The organism is Lysinibacillus sp. RS11, from assembly GCF_042019215.1.
GTDB lineage: Bacteria > Bacillota > Bacilli > Bacillales_A > Planococcaceae > Lysinibacillus > Lysinibacillus xylanilyticus_A.
Genome location: NZ_CP168124.1, coordinates 1,521,509 through 1,537,640, shown reverse-complemented (window position 1 = coordinate 1,537,640; position 16,132 = coordinate 1,521,509). Strand labels below are relative to the sequence as shown.

At 37.9% G+C, this 16,132-nt stretch carries 22 protein-coding genes; 4 read left to right on the top strand and 18 right to left on the bottom strand.

What is annotated here, in order from left to right:
* Window positions 1-56 precede the first annotated feature (56 nt).
* From AB9L17_RS07590 to AB9L17_RS07560, 7 genes are all read right to left on the bottom strand, one after another.
* Window positions 57-257 carry a hypothetical protein gene (locus AB9L17_RS07590; protein WP_375200322.1) on the bottom strand — a complete coding sequence of 67 codons (201 nt, stop codon included), beginning with the start codon at window positions 255-257 and terminating at the stop codon, window positions 57-59.
* Complete coding sequence (locus AB9L17_RS07585) at window positions 254-811, bottom strand: hypothetical protein (RefSeq protein ID WP_375200321.1); 558 nt, start codon at window positions 809-811, stop codon at window positions 254-256. The genes AB9L17_RS07590 and AB9L17_RS07585 overlap by 4 nt, the downstream gene beginning before the upstream one ends.
* Window positions 812-1,167: 356 nt before the next feature.
* A complete protein-coding gene (panD, locus tag AB9L17_RS07580) occupies window positions 1,168-1,551 on the bottom strand; it encodes an aspartate 1-decarboxylase (protein ID WP_068982814.1) in 384 nt (127 codons plus the stop codon).
* A gap of 1 nt (window position 1,552) precedes the next feature.
* Window positions 1,553-2,407: a pantoate--beta-alanine ligase gene (gene panC, locus AB9L17_RS07575; RefSeq protein ID WP_375200320.1), complete on the bottom strand. Its 855-nt coding sequence runs from the start codon at window positions 2,405-2,407 to the stop codon at window positions 1,553-1,555.
* Window positions 2,407-3,243, bottom strand: a complete 837-nt coding sequence (gene panB, locus AB9L17_RS07570; RefSeq protein WP_375200319.1) for a 3-methyl-2-oxobutanoate hydroxymethyltransferase — start codon at window positions 3,241-3,243, stop codon at window positions 2,407-2,409. The genes panC and panB overlap by 1 nt, the downstream gene beginning before the upstream one ends.
* A gap of 387 nt (window positions 3,244-3,630) precedes the next feature.
* The gene (locus tag AB9L17_RS07565; RefSeq protein WP_375200318.1) at window positions 3,631-4,224 is read right to left on the bottom strand and encodes a CPBP family intramembrane glutamic endopeptidase; all 594 of its coding nucleotides are present in this window, start codon (window positions 4,222-4,224) and stop codon (window positions 3,631-3,633) included.
* A 168-nt stretch (window positions 4,225-4,392) separates the two neighbouring features.
* Window positions 4,393-5,064: a TetR/AcrR family transcriptional regulator gene (locus AB9L17_RS07560; protein WP_375200317.1), complete on the bottom strand. Its 672-nt coding sequence runs from the start codon at window positions 5,062-5,064 to the stop codon at window positions 4,393-4,395.
* A 167-nt stretch (window positions 5,065-5,231) separates the two neighbouring features.
* On the opposite strand from AB9L17_RS07560, the gene AB9L17_RS07555 reads away from it, so the two are divergent.
* The 3 genes from AB9L17_RS07555 to AB9L17_RS07545 are packed head-to-tail and all read left to right on the top strand — an operon-like array spanning window position 5,232 to window position 6,977.
* The gene (locus tag AB9L17_RS07555; RefSeq protein WP_068982818.1) at window positions 5,232-5,552 is read left to right on the top strand and encodes a PadR family transcriptional regulator; all 321 of its coding nucleotides are present in this window, start codon (window positions 5,232-5,234) and stop codon (window positions 5,550-5,552) included.
* Window positions 5,545-6,144 (top strand): DUF1700 domain-containing protein, encoded by a 600-nt coding sequence (locus AB9L17_RS07550; protein WP_375200316.1) that lies wholly within the window; start codon window positions 5,545-5,547, stop codon window positions 6,142-6,144. The genes AB9L17_RS07555 and AB9L17_RS07550 overlap by 8 nt, the downstream gene beginning before the upstream one ends.
* The gene (locus AB9L17_RS07545; protein ID WP_375200315.1) at window positions 6,144-6,977 is read left to right on the top strand and encodes a DUF4097 family beta strand repeat-containing protein; all 834 of its coding nucleotides are present in this window, start codon (window positions 6,144-6,146) and stop codon (window positions 6,975-6,977) included. Before AB9L17_RS07550 ends, AB9L17_RS07545 begins: the two co-directional genes overlap by 1 nt.
* On the opposite strand, the gene AB9L17_RS07540 is transcribed toward AB9L17_RS07545, so the two are convergent.
* The 8 genes from AB9L17_RS07540 to AB9L17_RS07505 all read right to left on the bottom strand — a co-directional run bounded on the left by AB9L17_RS07540 (window position 6,963) and on the right by AB9L17_RS07505 (window position 13,225).
* Window positions 6,963-7,412, bottom strand: a complete 450-nt coding sequence (locus tag AB9L17_RS07540; RefSeq protein ID WP_375200314.1) for a hypothetical protein — start codon at window positions 7,410-7,412, stop codon at window positions 6,963-6,965. The two genes, AB9L17_RS07545 and AB9L17_RS07540, sit on opposite strands and share 15 nt — an antisense overlap.
* 42 nt (window positions 7,413-7,454) lie before the next feature.
* Complete coding sequence (locus AB9L17_RS07535; RefSeq protein WP_375200313.1) at window positions 7,455-8,438, bottom strand: biotin--[acetyl-CoA-carboxylase] ligase; 984 nt, start codon at window positions 8,436-8,438, stop codon at window positions 7,455-7,457.
* Window positions 8,439-8,854: 416 nt separating this feature from the next.
* Window positions 8,855-9,046 carry a CPCC family cysteine-rich protein gene (locus AB9L17_RS07530; RefSeq protein ID WP_375200312.1) on the bottom strand — a complete coding sequence of 64 codons (192 nt, stop codon included), beginning with the start codon at window positions 9,044-9,046 and terminating at the stop codon, window positions 8,855-8,857.
* Window positions 9,047-9,324: 278 nt separating this feature from the next.
* Complete coding sequence (locus tag AB9L17_RS07525) at window positions 9,325-10,503, bottom strand: CCA tRNA nucleotidyltransferase (RefSeq protein WP_375200311.1); 1,179 nt, start codon at window positions 10,501-10,503, stop codon at window positions 9,325-9,327.
* Complete coding sequence (gene bshA, locus AB9L17_RS07520) at window positions 10,490-11,635, bottom strand: N-acetyl-alpha-D-glucosaminyl L-malate synthase BshA (protein ID WP_068982825.1); 1,146 nt, start codon at window positions 11,633-11,635, stop codon at window positions 10,490-10,492. Before bshA ends, AB9L17_RS07525 begins: the two co-directional genes overlap by 14 nt.
* Window positions 11,636-11,668: 33 nt before the next feature.
* Window positions 11,669-12,073, bottom strand: a complete 405-nt coding sequence (gene mgsA, locus AB9L17_RS07515) for a methylglyoxal synthase (protein WP_068982826.1) — start codon at window positions 12,071-12,073, stop codon at window positions 11,669-11,671.
* Between the two features lie 19 nt (window positions 12,074-12,092).
* Entirely contained in the window at window positions 12,093-12,890 is a 798-nt protein-coding gene (dapB, locus tag AB9L17_RS07510; protein ID WP_068982827.1) for a 4-hydroxy-tetrahydrodipicolinate reductase, read from the bottom strand.
* Window positions 12,890-13,225, bottom strand: coding sequence for a nucleotide pyrophosphohydrolase (locus AB9L17_RS07505; RefSeq protein ID WP_053593555.1), 336 nt, complete (start codon window positions 13,223-13,225; stop codon window positions 12,890-12,892). Before AB9L17_RS07505 ends, dapB begins: the two co-directional genes overlap by 1 nt.
* Before the next feature lie 115 nt (window positions 13,226-13,340).
* Here AB9L17_RS07505 and AB9L17_RS07500 point away from each other — a divergent pair, with 115 nt between their 5' ends.
* Window positions 13,341-14,210 (top strand): YitT family protein, encoded by an 870-nt coding sequence (locus tag AB9L17_RS07500; protein WP_375200310.1) that lies wholly within the window; start codon window positions 13,341-13,343, stop codon window positions 14,208-14,210.
* A 178-nt stretch (window positions 14,211-14,388) separates the two neighbouring features.
* On the opposite strand, the gene AB9L17_RS07495 is transcribed toward AB9L17_RS07500, so the two are convergent.
* The 3 genes from AB9L17_RS07495 to AB9L17_RS07485 all read right to left on the bottom strand — a co-directional run bounded on the left by AB9L17_RS07495 (window position 14,389) and on the right by AB9L17_RS07485 (window position 15,943).
* Window positions 14,389-15,063: a zinc metallopeptidase gene (locus AB9L17_RS07495; RefSeq protein ID WP_068983475.1), complete on the bottom strand. Its 675-nt coding sequence runs from the start codon at window positions 15,061-15,063 to the stop codon at window positions 14,389-14,391.
* Between the two features lie 60 nt (window positions 15,064-15,123).
* On the bottom strand, window positions 15,124-15,720 hold the full coding sequence (locus tag AB9L17_RS07490; protein ID WP_375200309.1) for a DUF1405 domain-containing protein: 597 nt from the start codon (window positions 15,718-15,720) through the stop codon (window positions 15,124-15,126).
* An 85-nt stretch (window positions 15,721-15,805) separates the two neighbouring features.
* Entirely contained in the window at window positions 15,806-15,943 is a 138-nt protein-coding gene (locus AB9L17_RS07485) for a hypothetical protein (protein ID WP_223554622.1), read from the bottom strand.
* Between the last annotated feature and the right edge of the window lie 189 nt (window positions 15,944-16,132).

Below are 16,132 nucleotides of genomic sequence, written 5' to 3'. Positions count from 1 at the left end.
ACTATTTTTTTATTTAATTTTTATTTTAATAAATATTAAACTATTTTTATATAGTTTTATTTAGTGCAACCACAATTGCAAAGCTGTATATTACCATCGCAACCCCATTGCGGGTTGTTCTTGTCAACCCATCGTCCCATAGTTCCTATCATCCCCTCTGTAGCACAACGTGCGTCACCTTGACACCATTTGTAAAATACTTTTTCTGAACAAGCTGCTGCTGCTGGTTGAATTAAATTATTTAGAAAATTACTCATAATAATACTTCCTCCTTATTTTTGATTGTAGAATTAGAATCATAAACTAAATTAAAAAAGCTATAAACATCTGGTGTTTTTAATATTATTTCATTTATTTCATTTAAATAAATAAATGAAGGGGCAGTATCAATTGAATTTTCAGCAAGAAATTGCCTATCATATTTAAGAATATTGAATTTAAAATCGTATAGTTTTAGAAAAGATTCTGATTTTTCATCAATATCTTCTACTAATACAAAAGTATCTATATAGTTATTAACTTTACTATGAAATTCATTCCAATAAATCTCAAAAATCTCTTTGCAATACGGGCAATCTTTACTAATTAATAATAAAATCTTCGGTTTATACATATCTAATGCTTTTTTAAATTGACTACTCATTATAAGCTTTTCAAATTGTACTGGTGTCATTAATTCATCATTTTTTACATTAACGTAATCAACTACTTTATTTGCATTATTATCTTTTATTAATAAAAATATTTTTATTAATAATATTGTTAAACAACCTAACATCAAAATAACAGAAATTTTTTCTAAGTATACCAAATCAATGAACACCTACCTTTTTTTGTTAAAACTTATATTTACATTTAAATACAATTTTTAACAAATGTCAACAATAAATATAAAAAAATCTATTTTAATCTATAGATTGTGAATTTTATAGAAATATCAGTACAAAATATGTAAGTGTATAATAAAGTGAAGAATTGTGTGATTTATTCGAATGTTTAAAATGATAATAAAAAAGATGCTGTTTATAAAATACAGACAGCATCTTCTTCAAAATGTCTATTAAAAAATTATATATTTCAAAAAAATATACTATGAATCTTTAGATAATTAATGGGAATACACCTTGCTAATTAATCTCTACATCCTCCTGTACAGCTACTCTGAAATTACATCACCGTTGCTTCTGGCTCATAGGATATCATTTCTTTAATCGTATTACCTTCTCCCATAATGGCAACCGTAGGCTTATGATCTTTTGCCTCTTCGTTGTCTACATACACATAAGAAATAATAATCACAATATCTCCACATTGTACTAGACGTGCTGCTGCACCGTTCACACAAATAACGCCTGATCCGCGCTCCCCTGCGATAATGTAGGTTTCAAAGCGTGCCCCATTGTTGTTATTGACGATATGCACCTTTTCATTCGGGAGCATACCTACTGCATCTAAAATATCCTCATCTATCGTTATCGATCCAACGTAATTTAAATCTGCTTGTGTCACTGTAGCACGGTGGATTTTACTATTCATCATCATTCGCAACATCTTATAATCCTTCTTTCACATTAAAGATACAATTATCAATTAAACGAGTTTTACCCATATATACAGCAGCTGCTAACAGTACTTGCTCCGTTTCAGTCGTTATTGGTGTTAAGTCTGGATACGCTAATAGCTCAAAATAATCTATTTCTCCGTGTGTACGTGCTGCAATGTGATTCTTTGCTTTAGCAAGTGCATTCACTGCATCACCATTCGCTAAAAAGCTGTGACGAGCAAGCTGTAGTGCTTCATTAATTGCTGGTGCTTCTTTACGCTCTACTTCACTTAAATAAATATTACGAGAAGATTTGGCTAAGCCGTCCTCTTCACGCACAATTGGCACTACTCGCATGTCCAAAGGGAAATTAAAATCGCGTACCATCGTAGCAATAATCGCAACTTGTTGTGCATCCTTTTGGCCGAAATAAGCTCGTGTCGGCTGTGTTAGATGAAATAATTTTGATACAACCTGTAAAACGCCATCAAAATGGCCTGGACGGCTCGCCCCGCAAAGAATTGTTGCTTGTTCACCCGCATGAATACGAATACCGCCATCGTGAGGATACATTTCTTCAACACTTGGTGCGAAAACAATATCTACACCAACAGTCTCTGCCAAAGCAGTATCTCGTGGCAGATCACGCGGATAGCTTTCAAAGTCTTCATTTGGCCCAAATTGTGTTGGGTTTACAAAGATACTCATAACGACTAAGTCATTTTCTTCACGAGCTGTTTTTGCTAGCGTTAAATGGCCCTCATGTAAATACCCCATCGTCGGAACAAGTCCAATTGTTTTTTGAGCTTGTTTGGCTGCTTGGATTTCTACGGTTAGTGCTTGGATTGTAGTTACGACTTTCATTACTTTACGCCCCCATATAGCTGATCCAATGCTTCCTCTTTCATTGTGAAGGAATGCTTCGGTGCTGGGAATGTGCCTGCTTTTACCGCTTCTACGTAACTAGCAATTCCACTGCTTGCTTCTCGGCCCATATTAGCAAACTGTTCCACAAATTTCGGTACATGATGTGAACCATAGCTTAGCATGTCATGATAAACCAATACTTGTCCATCAGCCTCTACACCAGCACCAATACCAATCGTTGGAATAATAAGATTAGCAGATACCATTTCTGTTAACTGATGTGGAATACATTCTAAAACAACTGCACAAGCACCAGCCTCTTGGCATTGTTTCGCATCTTCGATAAGTTTCGTTGCCTGCTCAGCTGTTTTGCCCTGTACTTTATAACCACCAAGCACCCCTGCCGATTGTGGTAATAAACCTAAATGTGCTACCACCGGAATGCCCGCCGACGTTAATTTACGAATTACTGGAATAACATCTCCAGCACCCTCTACCTTAAGTGCATCAGCTCTCGTCTCCTGCATCATGAATACAGCCGTTTTCAACGTTTCGTTTACATCACCGTGATACGAACCAAATGGCATATCAACAACAACAAATGTGTCCTTTGCCCCACGACGCACCGCTTTTGCATGATGAACCATATCTGCTACTGTTACTGGCATTGTAGAGTCATAACCTAGTACGACCATGCCTAGTGAATCTCCCACTAGAATCATATCGACACCTGCATCCTCGGCAAATTTTGCAGCAGGGTAATCATAGGCAGTGAGCATAACGATTTTCTCACCTGCTGCCTTCATCTTTAAAAAATCTGAAGTTGTTTTCATTGTGTAGTCCTCCTTTTTAAGGGAAGAAAACAGAAAAACCCCTCTGCGCCTAAAATGGACAGAAGGGTAGTGTTTCGTTCGTCATCAAAAATACCTCTTGTCTTGAATTTTGATAAGAGGCCGTATCTTGATTTTTCATAGGCATACACAATCCAATATCTTTGAGAGAATAGCCTATTCCATTGAATCAAGTACTATTTTGAACGCTTGTTTTCTTCCGTCCCTGTCATTAAAAGATCAAGGCAGATATTTATTATAATAGGTCTTACGCTTTTGAAGGTGCCGTTCACAAAAGGATACTGCCCTTCAGCACATACTATAACAGATTCCTCTAGTAATCTTCAAATATTATTTTCTAATAATTACGATCCATAACGAATACCAAATTCAAACCATTCGTTTTTGAAAGTTTGATTTTCGATAAACTTCAAACAATGTAAATAGTAACAGAGCAAATAATAATGTGAAAAAACCAGACGATACATTTGTAATTGGTACAAAAACATCCCAAAATGAATTGGTTAAAGCGTGGAAAATAATACAGAGAAAAATACTTTTAGTGGATTGGTAAATGATCGTCAATAAAAAGGATAACGCTAAAGTTATTAGAGAAAACCATAGAAAGTTCATGTTCATTTGATTTGATCCCACGACAAACCATAATGGCAGATGCCAGACTGCCAAAATAACGCCCACAATCATTGTGGTCGTGAAGGGAGACCATCTTTTTTGTAATGAAGGCTGCAAAAAACCACGCCAGCCGATTTCTTCAACTCCTCCTCCAATAATCATGATTGGCAATTCAAGTAACGCCAGATACATTGGATTCTTTATAGTTGCTCCACCCCATAACGTTGGTAAAAAAAAAGCCGCAAATGCCAATCCGATTACACATATGTACCAAGATATAGGATGCTTAGGATTTTTTACATTATGGATAAATGATTTGAACTCTTCTTTAGTCGAATATTTCTTTTTCAACCAAATCTCACAAATTGCAGGAGTAATTCCGCCGAGAATAAACAATAGCATATATATTGCATTGCCAAACTTCAGTAAATTCAGCTGTGTTAATAAGGCTAAACTGCCCCATATTATCCAAGACGTTGCAAAGGAAAAATAGAAATCTTCTTACCTCTATTCCCAATTTTAATCCTCTCCTTCTTTCGTACCCAATAGTAATAATACGGATTTGCAAAGTGTATTCATCAAACGAATCTCATCAAATTGCACTTGATCATTTGAGAACACCCCGTAACATTTTTGCAAGACAACGTCTCTCACAATGCCATCAATGGACGTCATAATAAAAGTAGATAGATCCTCTATCGATATCTCAAGCTGAAAACATCCTGAAGAAATACCCTTATGGATGGAATGAAAAATTTGTTGCATAAAATATTGCCCACTTTCATTCTCATAAATGTTCGATAAAATTTTCTTTTCTCTTTCTGGATTGTTAGCAAATAAAATCGTAAGCTCAAATTGGATTTTGCCAACTGTTGATACGTTCTCCTTCATGTACTCTCCAAGAAAATTAAATAATTTAATGATTGTCTTTGTGGGGGAATTACCCGTATCCGTAATGCCATCGATAATATGTTTATAGTCTGCATTAACATTTACTTGATTAATAACTTCAATAAGTATTTCATCCAAGTCTGAATAATAACGATAAATCCCACCTTGACTTACTCCTGATGCTTTAATAATATCCCTCATCGACATGTCATAGAGTGGCTTAACTTTACATACTGCTATGGCTGCTTCTAAAATACTTTTTTTCTTTTCCTTTACATACTCATGACTTACCTTTGGCATTACCTCTACCTCCAAGCATAAAAAATGACACTATTATCATTTTTATTTTCCTCTTGAACTTTTTAATAAAATTTGACAATCCAATGCAATATGTAATATACTTCCACCATACTATACGACATATAATATAAGACCCTGTATAGGTATTACATTGTGAGGTGAGGAAAATGACATTTCAACTTGGCTCAGCTTTACTTGACGCTTGTGTACTTGCCATCGTCGATAAAGAGGATGCTTATGGTTACTCATTAACACAGCAAATCCAATCCGTGATGGATATATCAGAATCTACGCTGTACCCAGTATTACGTCGTTTACAAAAAGCAAACTACTTAACAACTTACGATCAGCCCTATCAAGGCAGAAATAGACGCTATTACCAAATTACCGAGCAAGGTCGAATTCGATTACTGGAGCTATTAAAAGAGTGGCAACTGTATAAAGAAAATATTGATTGTGTACTTTTAGGAGGGAAATATAATGAATAGAGCAAGCTATTTGAAAAAGCTACGGGGGAAATTACAACGTCTTCCAGCGCATGAGATTGATGCTGCGCTTGCCTATTATGAGGAATATTTCGATGAAGCAGGAGAAGAAAACGAGCAGCAGATCATTCAACAACTAGGCTCCCCTTCTCATGTTGCATCGCAAATAATGGCGGACTCTGCATTAAGGGATTTAGATGAAACCTCGACTTCGACTAAGAAGAATGTGACTGCTATTTGGCTCATCATTCTAGCAATACTATCTGCCCCACTTTCAATACCGTTATTGGCAGTTGCTATAGCACTTATTTTTTCATTTGGTGTAGTCATTTTCAGCGTTGTCTTTGCTATTATTGCAACTGTCCTTAGTATCATTTTCGGTGGAATCGTTGCACTTATTTCAGGCTTCTTCATTTTAACGGAGGACTGGCCGACAGCATTACTCTTTATGGGTGTTGGCTTTATTGTTACAGGTCTAGGCATCTTACTTTTCCCAGTCGTTGCTCGTTTTATTAAAAAAATAGTCGTTATTTGTGTTGAAGCACTAGCTAGACTATTCCATAAAATAACGAAAAAGCGGAAGGAGGGTTACTAATGATGTCTCGACATACACATATCGCTATGACTATGATTGCTTTTGGCATACTGTTAGCTCTAGTTGGTTATTTCTCTGGTGGAAAATGGAGTTTTGTGTTAACTGATGAAGGCATCCAGGTACCCAAGAACAATAATCTAGTAAACCATTCTTTTGAACTAGATGATTTTACTAGCATCAATATTGTCAATGACTATGGAAATGTTGAAATTGTTACTAGCGATCGTTATGCATTAGAAACGAATGTTGTGGAAGATGATGATATTACGTACAGCATTAAAGATAAAGCATTAACTATCGAAACGAAGGGTAAGAAAAAAAATGAACTACAACTCGGATTTGGTAGCTTTAATACTCCTTCCATCACAATCTATGTTCCTAAAGATGTGGAATTGAAAACCGTTGACATCGATAGCAATTTTGGAGATATGACCATTCGTGATCTAAACTATCAGCAGTTAAATCTGATTAAAAATTATGGAGATATACTATTTAAAAACACTACTGGTGATAAAACAGAGATTACTCAATCGTTTGGTGATATGAAGCTACAGCAATTTTCAAGCAATGGCTTCGTTGTCGAAAGTGAGAATGGTGATATTAACATCGATGGTACATTAAATGGTCAATCCACTATTACGTCTAACTTTGGAGATACTACACTTGACTTGCAAAACAAAAAAAGTGAAATTGGCTTTGAATTAAACACGGACTTTGGGGATCTTTCAGTTGATAAGAAGGAACAAAACGGCAAAGCATCACAATCATATAAAGGGGATAACCAACTAAAAGCAACAATTTCACACGGTGACTTGGTGTTAACGTTGAAATAAAATGAGCATCGGCAATTTAGATGATAGAAGTGGTTGTTCGTCGGTTGGACTCTTATTTGCGCTGCTAAAGTTTGTTGTTCCGCCGGTTGCACTCCCTTTTGCGCCGCTAAAGTCGGGTTTTCCGCCGCTTGTTCTCCATTTTGCGCCGCTAAAGTCGGGTTTTCCGCCGGTTGCACTCCCTTTTGCGCCGCTAAAGTCGGAGGTTCCGCCGGTTGCACTCCCTTTTGCGCCGCTAAAGTCGGGTTTTCCGCCGCTTGTTCTCCATTTTGCGCCGCTAAAAGCCGCTACTCCGCCGCTTGTTCTCCCTTTTGCGCCGCTTAAAGCCGCTACTCCGCCGCTTGTTCTCCCTTTTGCGCCGCTTAAAGCCGCTACTCCGCCGGTTGCACTCCCTTTTGCGCCGCTAAAAGCTCTAACTATAAATTGCATCGTACACAAAAGAAAGCTGCAAGATTCATAATGATTCTTGCAGCTTTTAGTTTATAAAATTTTTATATCTCCAGCATAAATTGTTCGGACTGTACCATCATCCTGTGTTAGCTGTAGTACACCTTCATCCGTAACTCCACTGGCAATGCCTTCAAAGCGTCCACGTAAAGTTGTCACTTCAACACGTTGCCCAATGGTACATGACATTTGTTCCCATAGCTTCTTAATGCTAGCAAAGCCCTCTTTCACGTATAATTCCGTAAATTGTTCTAAGTATTGTAAAATAGATGCGACAAGGGCTGCACGATTAATTTCTTCACCCGCTTCTAGGCGTAAAGATGTTGCAATATTCGCAATCTCAGGTGAGAAATCTGATTCGACTTGGTTTGCATTAATACCAATGCCTACTAGTAGTGCTTGAACAAGATCTGCCTCAGCCTGCATCTCTGTTAAAATACCTGTGCATTTCTTGCCTTTAATGAGTAAATCATTGGGCCATTTAATGGCTGGCTCAACATGTTTATATAATGTTTTAATAGCCATTGTAACCGCAACTGCTACGACAAGCGTATACGATGAAGCTTGCTGAGGAGTCACGTCAGGTCTCACGATAATGGTCATCCAAATACCTGTACCTTTTGCAGACTCCCAAGGACGCGCCATACGACCACGACCAGCAGTTTGCTCCTCACCGATGATGATCGTGCCATGTGGTGCACCTTCCTGTGCAAGCTTATGGGCAATTGTTTGTGTTGAATCAACAACATCAAAATAGTGAATTTCACGCCCAAATCGTTCTGTATTTAAAAAGAGCTCAATTTGTGTTGGACTTAAGCTATTTGGCACACCCGTAAGTACATAGCCTTTTTTCTTTACGGTTTCAAATGTATAGCCTTCCTCCTGTAGCGTCTGCATATGTTTCCATACAGCTGTTCGTGATACGCCAAGAGAATTTGCCAGCTCCTGACCTGAAACTGCTTCACCATTAGCAGCTAATATTCTTTTTAAAATTTCATCTTTCATGGAAATATTCATGCTCAAATCAATCCTTTAGTAAGTTCTACTATTCTCATCCTCTTATTAGTAATAATCATACTGTAAATTATGGCAATTGACTACAAGCTATCATCAAATATCTTTTAGCTACCAATTATCCACTTTTTCACCTATATTGTGTCGGATCATTTTCTCTTTTATTAGGTCCTTTATGCGTAAAAGTCCTTTCAATAATATGGTCAATTATTCTGTCAAATCAATTTCGCACTGAAGTCTTTCAATCGCTCTTATTAGTTCACCTTCAACTGTATCTGCCTGCTCACTATTTGGAACATAATTCCCCAAATATATTTAGCTTCTTCAAAGTACTTCATATCAACCCCCATAAAGATTCTTACATCGGTTTCCAATCAGGATTTCTTTGATCTTCCATTCTAGGCTTTCTAACATGATGACTAAATTGCTCTTCTGAGACACCCCAAACGAAAATAATTTGCTTGTGCCTCTACCAAAGAGATTTTATTAGCCCCTTCTTCATCTATATTTACTTTCTGAAAAGGATCATCCTCCCAAAAACAAATTGGACAGATGTCGTAATGGCCATCATCAATTGTTTTATATCCACAACCCGGACAAGGATATTTCATAAATCACCAGGCTTTCAACTCTATTTTAACATTACATCGAAAGATAAAGTTCCGTTAAAGGTTTGCTGAGTAGAACCCATCTTGTTACTAAGGTCAAATGCACAGAGACAAGTTAACCAAAACATTAGACAGAGCGAAGTTTCTTTGTTTTTACTCTTAGTTCGTTTTGTCCATCTGCTAACATGTTGTTTATATTTGCTGAAAAAATAGAACATCCATTAATAATAAGGAGCCGTCTCATGCATTTTTTGAGACGGCTCCTTGTCATACAGAAATTTTCATTCTTTGTTGAAATAATCATGTGCGATCCAATTCTTTATCGCTTGTCGGTCATTTTGAAGCTCGCCATTCACAACCGCTTCAAGCATTGCCTGCAACGCTTCTTTTACCCAAGGTCCACCCTTTTTTCCAGACCATTTTAACAAGTCCGTTCCGTTTACAAGTAACGCCTGCTTATGCCTAATTGGAAGCTTTGTCTGTATTTCCTGAATACTTTGCTGTGGCATTTGAACATCTAACTGTCTAAGCTCTGCAAAATAACAAGCCACCTCTAGTTCCTGTTGTGCATACAAAAAGTAATCCATATTCGTCCAACCATTTTTTAAAGCTTCTAAAGCAGCTAACACAGCTTTTACAAACGCCATCTCCTTATTCGATAAACGATAGCTGCCTAGCACCTCTCGCCATTGCTCACCCTGTAACAATGCAAAATATGCCCAGCCTACTAGCTTGTCCTGAACGTTAAACTCACGCCAGTGATTCGCTTGAAAATGACCATTCAAATAGGCTGCTAAGCCACTTTCCTCTAACTTTTGAATGCCATTAAAAACATCTTTCCCTATCCATAGTTTATCGAGCTCTGCCTTTATGCGCTCTTTCGCAATCCAAGAAATATCCGCAGCCTTGATCTGCATGGCTGCCAACGTTTCTGATTCAATCACAAAGCCAAGCTGTGCTGAAAAACGCACAGCTCGTAGCATTCGTAAAGCATCTTCTGTAAAGCGTCTCTGTGCATTTCCAACAGCACGGATGACACCAGCCTCAATATCTTGGCGCCCTCCGTAATAATCAATAAAAGACCCATCACGGCGCATCGCTATGGCATTCATCGTAAAATCACGGCGCTGTAAATCTTCTTTCAGCGAACGTACAAATTGCACTTCCTCTGGTCTACGATGATCAATATAATCTCCATCTGTACGATATGTCGTGACCTCCACAGGTCCAGCTGGCACGATTACAAGTACCGTTCCATGCTGAATTCCTACATCAACCGTATGATTAAAAACAGACTTTACCTCTTCTGGCATGGCATTTGTTGCAACATCTACATCGTGGGCAGGACGACCGAGTATCGCATCTCGTACCGCACCACCAACGACCACGGCTTCAAAGCCTGCGTTTTCAAGTTGTTCAATAACTGAATAGGCTGCTTGCCATTCTTTATTGTTTTGCATGATTTCTTTCAGCAACCTTTTCGTACAATTTTTCATATTGTTCTACAATTTTAGATGAGTGGAATTTTTCATCAACAGCACGGATAGCTGCTTCTCGGAACCGTTGCAATTTCTCTTCATCATTCAATAGATTCACTGCATATTCTGCCACTGCATCTGTATCTCCTAATTCCACAATAAAGCCGTCTACTTCGTGATCAATGACTTCTGGAATACCGCCAACAGCTGATCCAATACAAGGTACACCACAAGCCATTGCTTCAAGTAAGACTAGCCCGAATGATTCCTGCTGTGAAAGTAATAATTTTAGGTCACTTATAGCATACAATTCAGCCAAGTTTTCTTGTTTACCTAAAAATAGAACATCCTTCATGTAGGGACTTTCCTTTACTTGATCCATGACACGATGCTTTTCTGGACCATCACCTACAAGCAATAGCTTTACCTTCATGTTTGCACGAATTTTCATAAATGCATCAATAATATGCGGAAGATTCTTAATTTTACGGAAGTTAGATACATGAATAATCACTTTTTCATCTTCCTCAATTCCAAATTGTTCCTTTAAGGTTCCTGGATTGCGTGGGAAGTATTCACGTTCATCAACAAAGTTGTAAATCGTAGTAATTGGTTTTACTGTATCAATAAGCTCGTAGGTTTGTTGCTTTAATGCCTCTGACACTGTCGTAACCATATCAGATTTGTTAATGCCATACTTAATCGCCTGTGAAAGGGTCGAATCCTGCCCAAGCACCGAAATATCTGTACCATGTAACGTTGTGACAATACCAATGTCACGACCACTCATTTCTCGTGCTAAAACCGCACAAACAGCATGTGGTATTGCATAATGTACATGAAGCACATCTAGTTCTTCATCCTTAATCACGTCCGCCATTTTACTCGCTAATGCTATATCATATGGCGAATATTGAAATACTGAATAATTATTAACTTCTACTTCATGGAAAAAGACGGTTGGATAAATTTTGTTCAATCGAAATGGTACGCTTGAGGTGATGAAATGAATCTCGTGTCCTCTCTCTGCAAGCATTTTTCCTAATTCTGTTGCAATTACACCAGAGCCTCCAACTGTTGGATAACAGGTAATGCCGATTTTTAGCTTTCTCATTCGATTATCATCCTTTCTAAATCACGTCTTTTGTTAATTTCTTCTTTCTTGAATCAATCTCCAATCCACAAAGCCTTCCTGTAGGCCCTTAAGTAAGATTTCTGCCGTTCCCATATTTGTTGCCAGTGGCACTTGGTAAACATCACAAAGACGAATAAGTGCAGAAACATCTGGCTCATGTGGTTGTGCTGTTAAAGGATCACGGAAAAAAATAACCATGTCCATATCATTATTGGCAATCATTGCGCCAATTTGTTGGTCGCCACCAAGTGGACCTGAGCAAAAACGTGTTACTGCTAAACCTGTAGCTTCAATCACACGCTGCCCCGTTGTTCCTGTAGCAAACAGCGTATGCTCATTTAATATATCTCGGTAAGCAATAGCAAACTGTACTAAATTATCTTTTTTGCGATCATGTGCAATTAATGCGATTTTCATAATGCTTCCATCCCAATCTTTAGATGATGTTTTCTAAACCATATACTAGTTGATCCATTTTCATGACCTCTTCTACACAAAAAGCAACACCGGACATAAAAGAATTACGATTTAATGAATCATGGCGAATTGTTAATAGTTGCCCGTCTCCACCAAATAGCACTTGCTGGTGTGCTACTAAACCAGGTAAGCGAACAGAGTGAATGCGCATGCCATCAAATTCTGCCCCTCTTGCACCTTCAATTGTTTCTTTTTCTTCTGGATGTCCTTGCATTTTTGTTGCTCGCACCTCTTGAATCAATTGTGCTGTTTTAACAGCTGTTCCAGATGGTGCATCTAACTTTTGATCATGGTGCAATTCAATAATTTCAACATCAGGTAAATATTTTGCTGCTTCCTTGGCAAATTTCATCATTAGAATTGCTCCGATTGCAAAGTTTGGTGCAATAATGCAGCCTAGCTCTTTTTCTTTAGCAATTGCTGATAATTCTTCTAGTTGTGCATCTGTAAAGCCTGTTGTACCAATTACAGGTCGTACATTTAAATTCAAGGCCTCTTTAGTATGCTTATAAACTGCATGCGGGTTCGTTAAATCCACTAATACGTCTGGTGCAGTGGCCTCTACAAGATCATGCATATCTGTAAAAATTGGTGCTGTATAACTTGCTGGAAACATTTCTAAATCAGCTAATGTTTTTCCTACTTCCTTATAATCAAGTACAGCTACTAATTCCATTTTGTCATGTTTCATGATCGTATGTACAGCTTCAGCTCCCATTTTACCTCTAGGTCCTGCAATTGCTACACGAATCGACATTATTCCTCATCCTTTCTAGTCCAGCGACCTTTATCCCTTGTTTCGAATTTATGTATGACACGTAAAAGTGCTTCATCTAATTTAATACCCTGTGCATTTGCAAAGCAAACTAAAACAAAGAAAAAGTCACCCAATTCTTCTTCGATACTATTCGCTTCCTCTGTGCTCTTTTTCTTCTTTTGCCCGTAAACGTCCTGCACTTCGCGAGACAATTCACCAAGCTCTTCGGTTAAACGTGCCAGTAACTCGAATGGCGGGAAATAGCCTTCCTTAAATTGTCCAATATAATCATCAACACGCTGTTGTAAAGCTTGCATTGTCACTTGTTCAGTCATCTAAATCACACTCCTACATACCATCGTATAAAATTTACACCATTGTTGTCAAAAACAATAAAATGTCAGATAATAGATATCACTACTTCATTTGTTTAGAACTTCAGGAGGTCATATGCTAAAACAGATTAAAATCCGCAATATCATCGCAATAATGCTCGGCGCTGCCATTTTTAGCTTTGGATTTGTCCACTTCAACATGCAAAATCAACTTGGTGAAGGTGGGTTAAGTGGGATTACACTCATACTTTACTTTACAGTAGGCTGGGACCCTGCCTTAATGAATTTACTATTAAATATTCCAATGTTTATTATTGGGTATCGCTTACTTGGGAAAAAGTCATTTATTTATACGCTTGTCGGAACTTTATCTGTTTCAGTTTTCCTTAAAATTTTTCAAAAATATCAATTTACTATTCATTTAGAGGACGATTTGTTACTCGTTGCTCTTTTTGCTGGGGTTTTTGTAGGACTTGGGCTCGGTATCGTCTTTCGCTTCGGAGGTACAACTGGTGGTGTAGATATTTTGGCTCGTCTTGGGCATAAATATTTTGGATGGAGTATGGGTAAAACGATGTTCATCTTTGACGCTGTCGTCATTATCTTATCATGGCTAACGTTTTTAGATGCACGCTCGATGATGTATACCCTTGTTGCGGTCTTTGTGGGCGCGGGTGTCATTGATTTAGTTCAAGAAGGAGCATATGCAGCACGTGGAGCACTTATTATTTCTGAAAAGTCTGGCACCATAGCTGAGATGATTGCATTACGAATGGAACGTGGTATCACTATACTAGAAGGTCATGGTCATTTTACAAAGCAACAAAAAGAAGTTATTTATTGTGTTATTGGTCACAATGAAGTTGTACGCTTAAAATCTATTGTTCATGAGGTTGATCCACATGCTTTCGTATCTATAATAGAAGTACGAGATGTTGCAGGAGAAGGCTTTACCCTCGACGACCAAAAACAACCGCTCCATTAATATGCCTCATCACCAAAAGTTGTGAATGACATTTGTTAAAACGTATGCCTTATATATAAGTTAAGTGGAGACTAGGCGACTCCTTGGGGATCAGCGTCACAGAGCATTTCAGTAAAACCATAGTTTAACCGATGAAAAAACTTGCTATAGTGACATACCACTACAACAAGTTTTTTCATTAGTCGTCATTTCGCATATTTGTAAAGATTAATACTAGACGTAATAATTCTAATACAGCTACTGCTGCTGCGGCAACATATGTTAATGCTGCGGCACTTAACACTTTACGTGCTGGACGCTCTTCTTCATTTGTAATAATCCCCAAAGAATTCATTTGTACTAACGCACGCTTTGAAGCATCAAACTCAACTGGTAACGTTACTAATTGGAAAAGCACACCTGCTGCTAACAATATGATACCTAAAAGCAACATATTCGTACTACTTGCAAAAATACCAATCATAACAAAGATCCATGACATATTTGATGAAATATTTGCTGCAGGAACTAACTTACTACGTAATGTAAGCATTGAATAAGCTTCTTTATGTTGGATGGCATGGCCAACCTCGTGGGCAGCTACTGCAGCACCTGCAATACTAGCCTCATAGAAGTTACTTTCCGATAGAGCAACTGTTTTTGTCGCCGGATTATAGTGATCAGACAACACACCTTGCGTTGGAACAACTCGTACATCATATAAACCGTTCGCATCTAAGATCGCACGCGCTACCTCTGCACCTGTTTGTCCCTTCATTGTACGTTCTTTTGCAAACTTATTATACGTGCCCTTTACTTTCATCTGTGCATAAAGTGGCAGTAGCATAATAATTGCAAAGTAAACAATATACATGCTTGTTGACAATTTTCTAACCCCTTTCTACTTCTATGCTATAATTCTATAATCAATTACTTAATTCGGCAAATATTTACGCCACCTAATTGAGCAGATGGCTAGAAAAATGCATGCCATTGATAACCAAAAAGTAAAATAGCCAATATAATTTGTATACTCTGCTAGATCACGATACATTGGCATTTGTCCAAATACATAATCAATCACATCATTATGCAATGTCCACACCGCTGCCACGGCAACATGCCAATATGAAAAGACATATTTACCGATATAAAGGATTGCTTGGACAGCCATCGCAAAATGCGAGCCTACCAGCATCCAGCCCTGCCAACCAATCGATCCAGTTTCAATCAGTGTCCAAATATTCATGACATCAGCCCAGATCCCATACTTCACTAGTGTAACAAGTGCTAGCACTTCCATCAGCGGCCAACTTTTGCCCAAAATCCACGCTAACAATACAAAGCAAAAGAATAAACTGGCTGTCGGACTATCTGGAACAAAAATGTAAAAAATCGGCTCCGTGTTGGCAAGCTGCCCTCCATACCAATAATAACCGTAAATAGTTCCTAATAGATTGATAATGAGTAATAATATTAAGAATGACTTGTGCGTAAGGAGATACCAAATGTTTTCACGAGTAATTTGCATGATTAAAACTCCTTTATTTTCCGTCTTTACTAAGATGTCTTTTTTTATTTTTATTATGTATATATAGTCTTTATTTATTGTTTTATTAATGCCAAAAAACTGGCTCATCACCATAACGTGTGGTTGATTTCCGTTCCGACTGGGCGCTTTCCTGGGGGCGTCCGATGAGCCGCTTCACTCGCGTTGCTCGCTCCAGGGTCTCATCTGTGACGCTGATCCCCAAGGAGTCGCCCAGTCTCCACTCCAATCAACTAATATACAGCGCATAAATTAAAAAAAATGTCATCCACAACTTTTGGTAATGAACCAAAAAGCTACATGCTAGATAATTTCTAGTTCATCCGACCGTCTTTTTCGACATTTTCCCCAAAAAAATATTATTTTTCGGGAACCATTTTGATTCAGGAACAGT

Coding starts and splice junctions, on each gene's coding strand:
- dapB (WP_068982827.1), bottom strand. CDS start 12,890: ATGTCGATTCGTGTAGCAATTGCAGGACCTAGAGGTAAAATGGGAGCT.
- AB9L17_RS07530 (WP_375200312.1), bottom strand. CDS start 9,046: ATGAAATATCCTTGTCCGGGTTGTGGATATAAAACAATTGATGATGGC.
- AB9L17_RS07560 (WP_375200317.1), bottom strand. CDS start 5,064: ATGCCAAAGGTAAGTCATGAGTATGTAAAGGAAAAGAAAAAAAGTATT.
- panC (WP_375200320.1), bottom strand. CDS start 2,407: ATGAAAGTCGTAACTACAATCCAAGCACTAACCGTAGAAATCCAAGCA.
- AB9L17_RS07545 (WP_375200315.1), top strand. CDS start 6,144: ATGATGTCTCGACATACACATATCGCTATGACTATGATTGCTTTTGGC.
- AB9L17_RS07525 (WP_375200311.1), bottom strand. CDS start 10,503: ATGCAAAACAATAAAGAATGGCAAGCAGCCTATTCAGTTATTGAACAA.
- AB9L17_RS07535 (WP_375200313.1), bottom strand. CDS start 8,438: ATGAATATTTCCATGAAAGATGAAATTTTAAAAAGAATATTAGCTGCT.
- AB9L17_RS07550 (WP_375200316.1), top strand. CDS start 5,545: ATGAATAGAGCAAGCTATTTGAAAAAGCTACGGGGGAAATTACAACGT.
- AB9L17_RS07555 (WP_068982818.1), top strand. CDS start 5,232: ATGACATTTCAACTTGGCTCAGCTTTACTTGACGCTTGTGTACTTGCC.
- panD (WP_068982814.1), bottom strand. CDS start 1,551: ATGTTGCGAATGATGATGAATAGTAAAATCCACCGTGCTACAGTGACA.
- AB9L17_RS07505 (WP_053593555.1), bottom strand. CDS start 13,225: ATGACTGAACAAGTGACAATGCAAGCTTTACAACAGCGTGTTGATGAT.
- AB9L17_RS07500 (WP_375200310.1), top strand. CDS start 13,341: ATGCTAAAACAGATTAAAATCCGCAATATCATCGCAATAATGCTCGGC.
- AB9L17_RS07490 (WP_375200309.1), bottom strand. CDS start 15,720: ATGCAAATTACTCGTGAAAACATTTGGTATCTCCTTACGCACAAGTCA.
- panB (WP_375200319.1), bottom strand. CDS start 3,243: ATGAAAACAACTTCAGATTTTTTAAAGATGAAGGCAGCAGGTGAGAAA.
- AB9L17_RS07590 (WP_375200322.1), bottom strand. CDS start 257: ATGAGTAATTTTCTAAATAATTTAATTCAACCAGCAGCAGCAGCTTGT.
- bshA (WP_068982825.1), bottom strand. CDS start 11,635: ATGAGAAAGCTAAAAATCGGCATTACCTGTTATCCAACAGTTGGAGGC.
- AB9L17_RS07495 (WP_068983475.1), bottom strand. CDS start 15,063: ATGTATATTGTTTACTTTGCAATTATTATGCTACTGCCACTTTATGCA.
- mgsA (WP_068982826.1), bottom strand. CDS start 12,073: ATGAAAATCGCATTAATTGCACATGATCGCAAAAAAGATAATTTAGTA.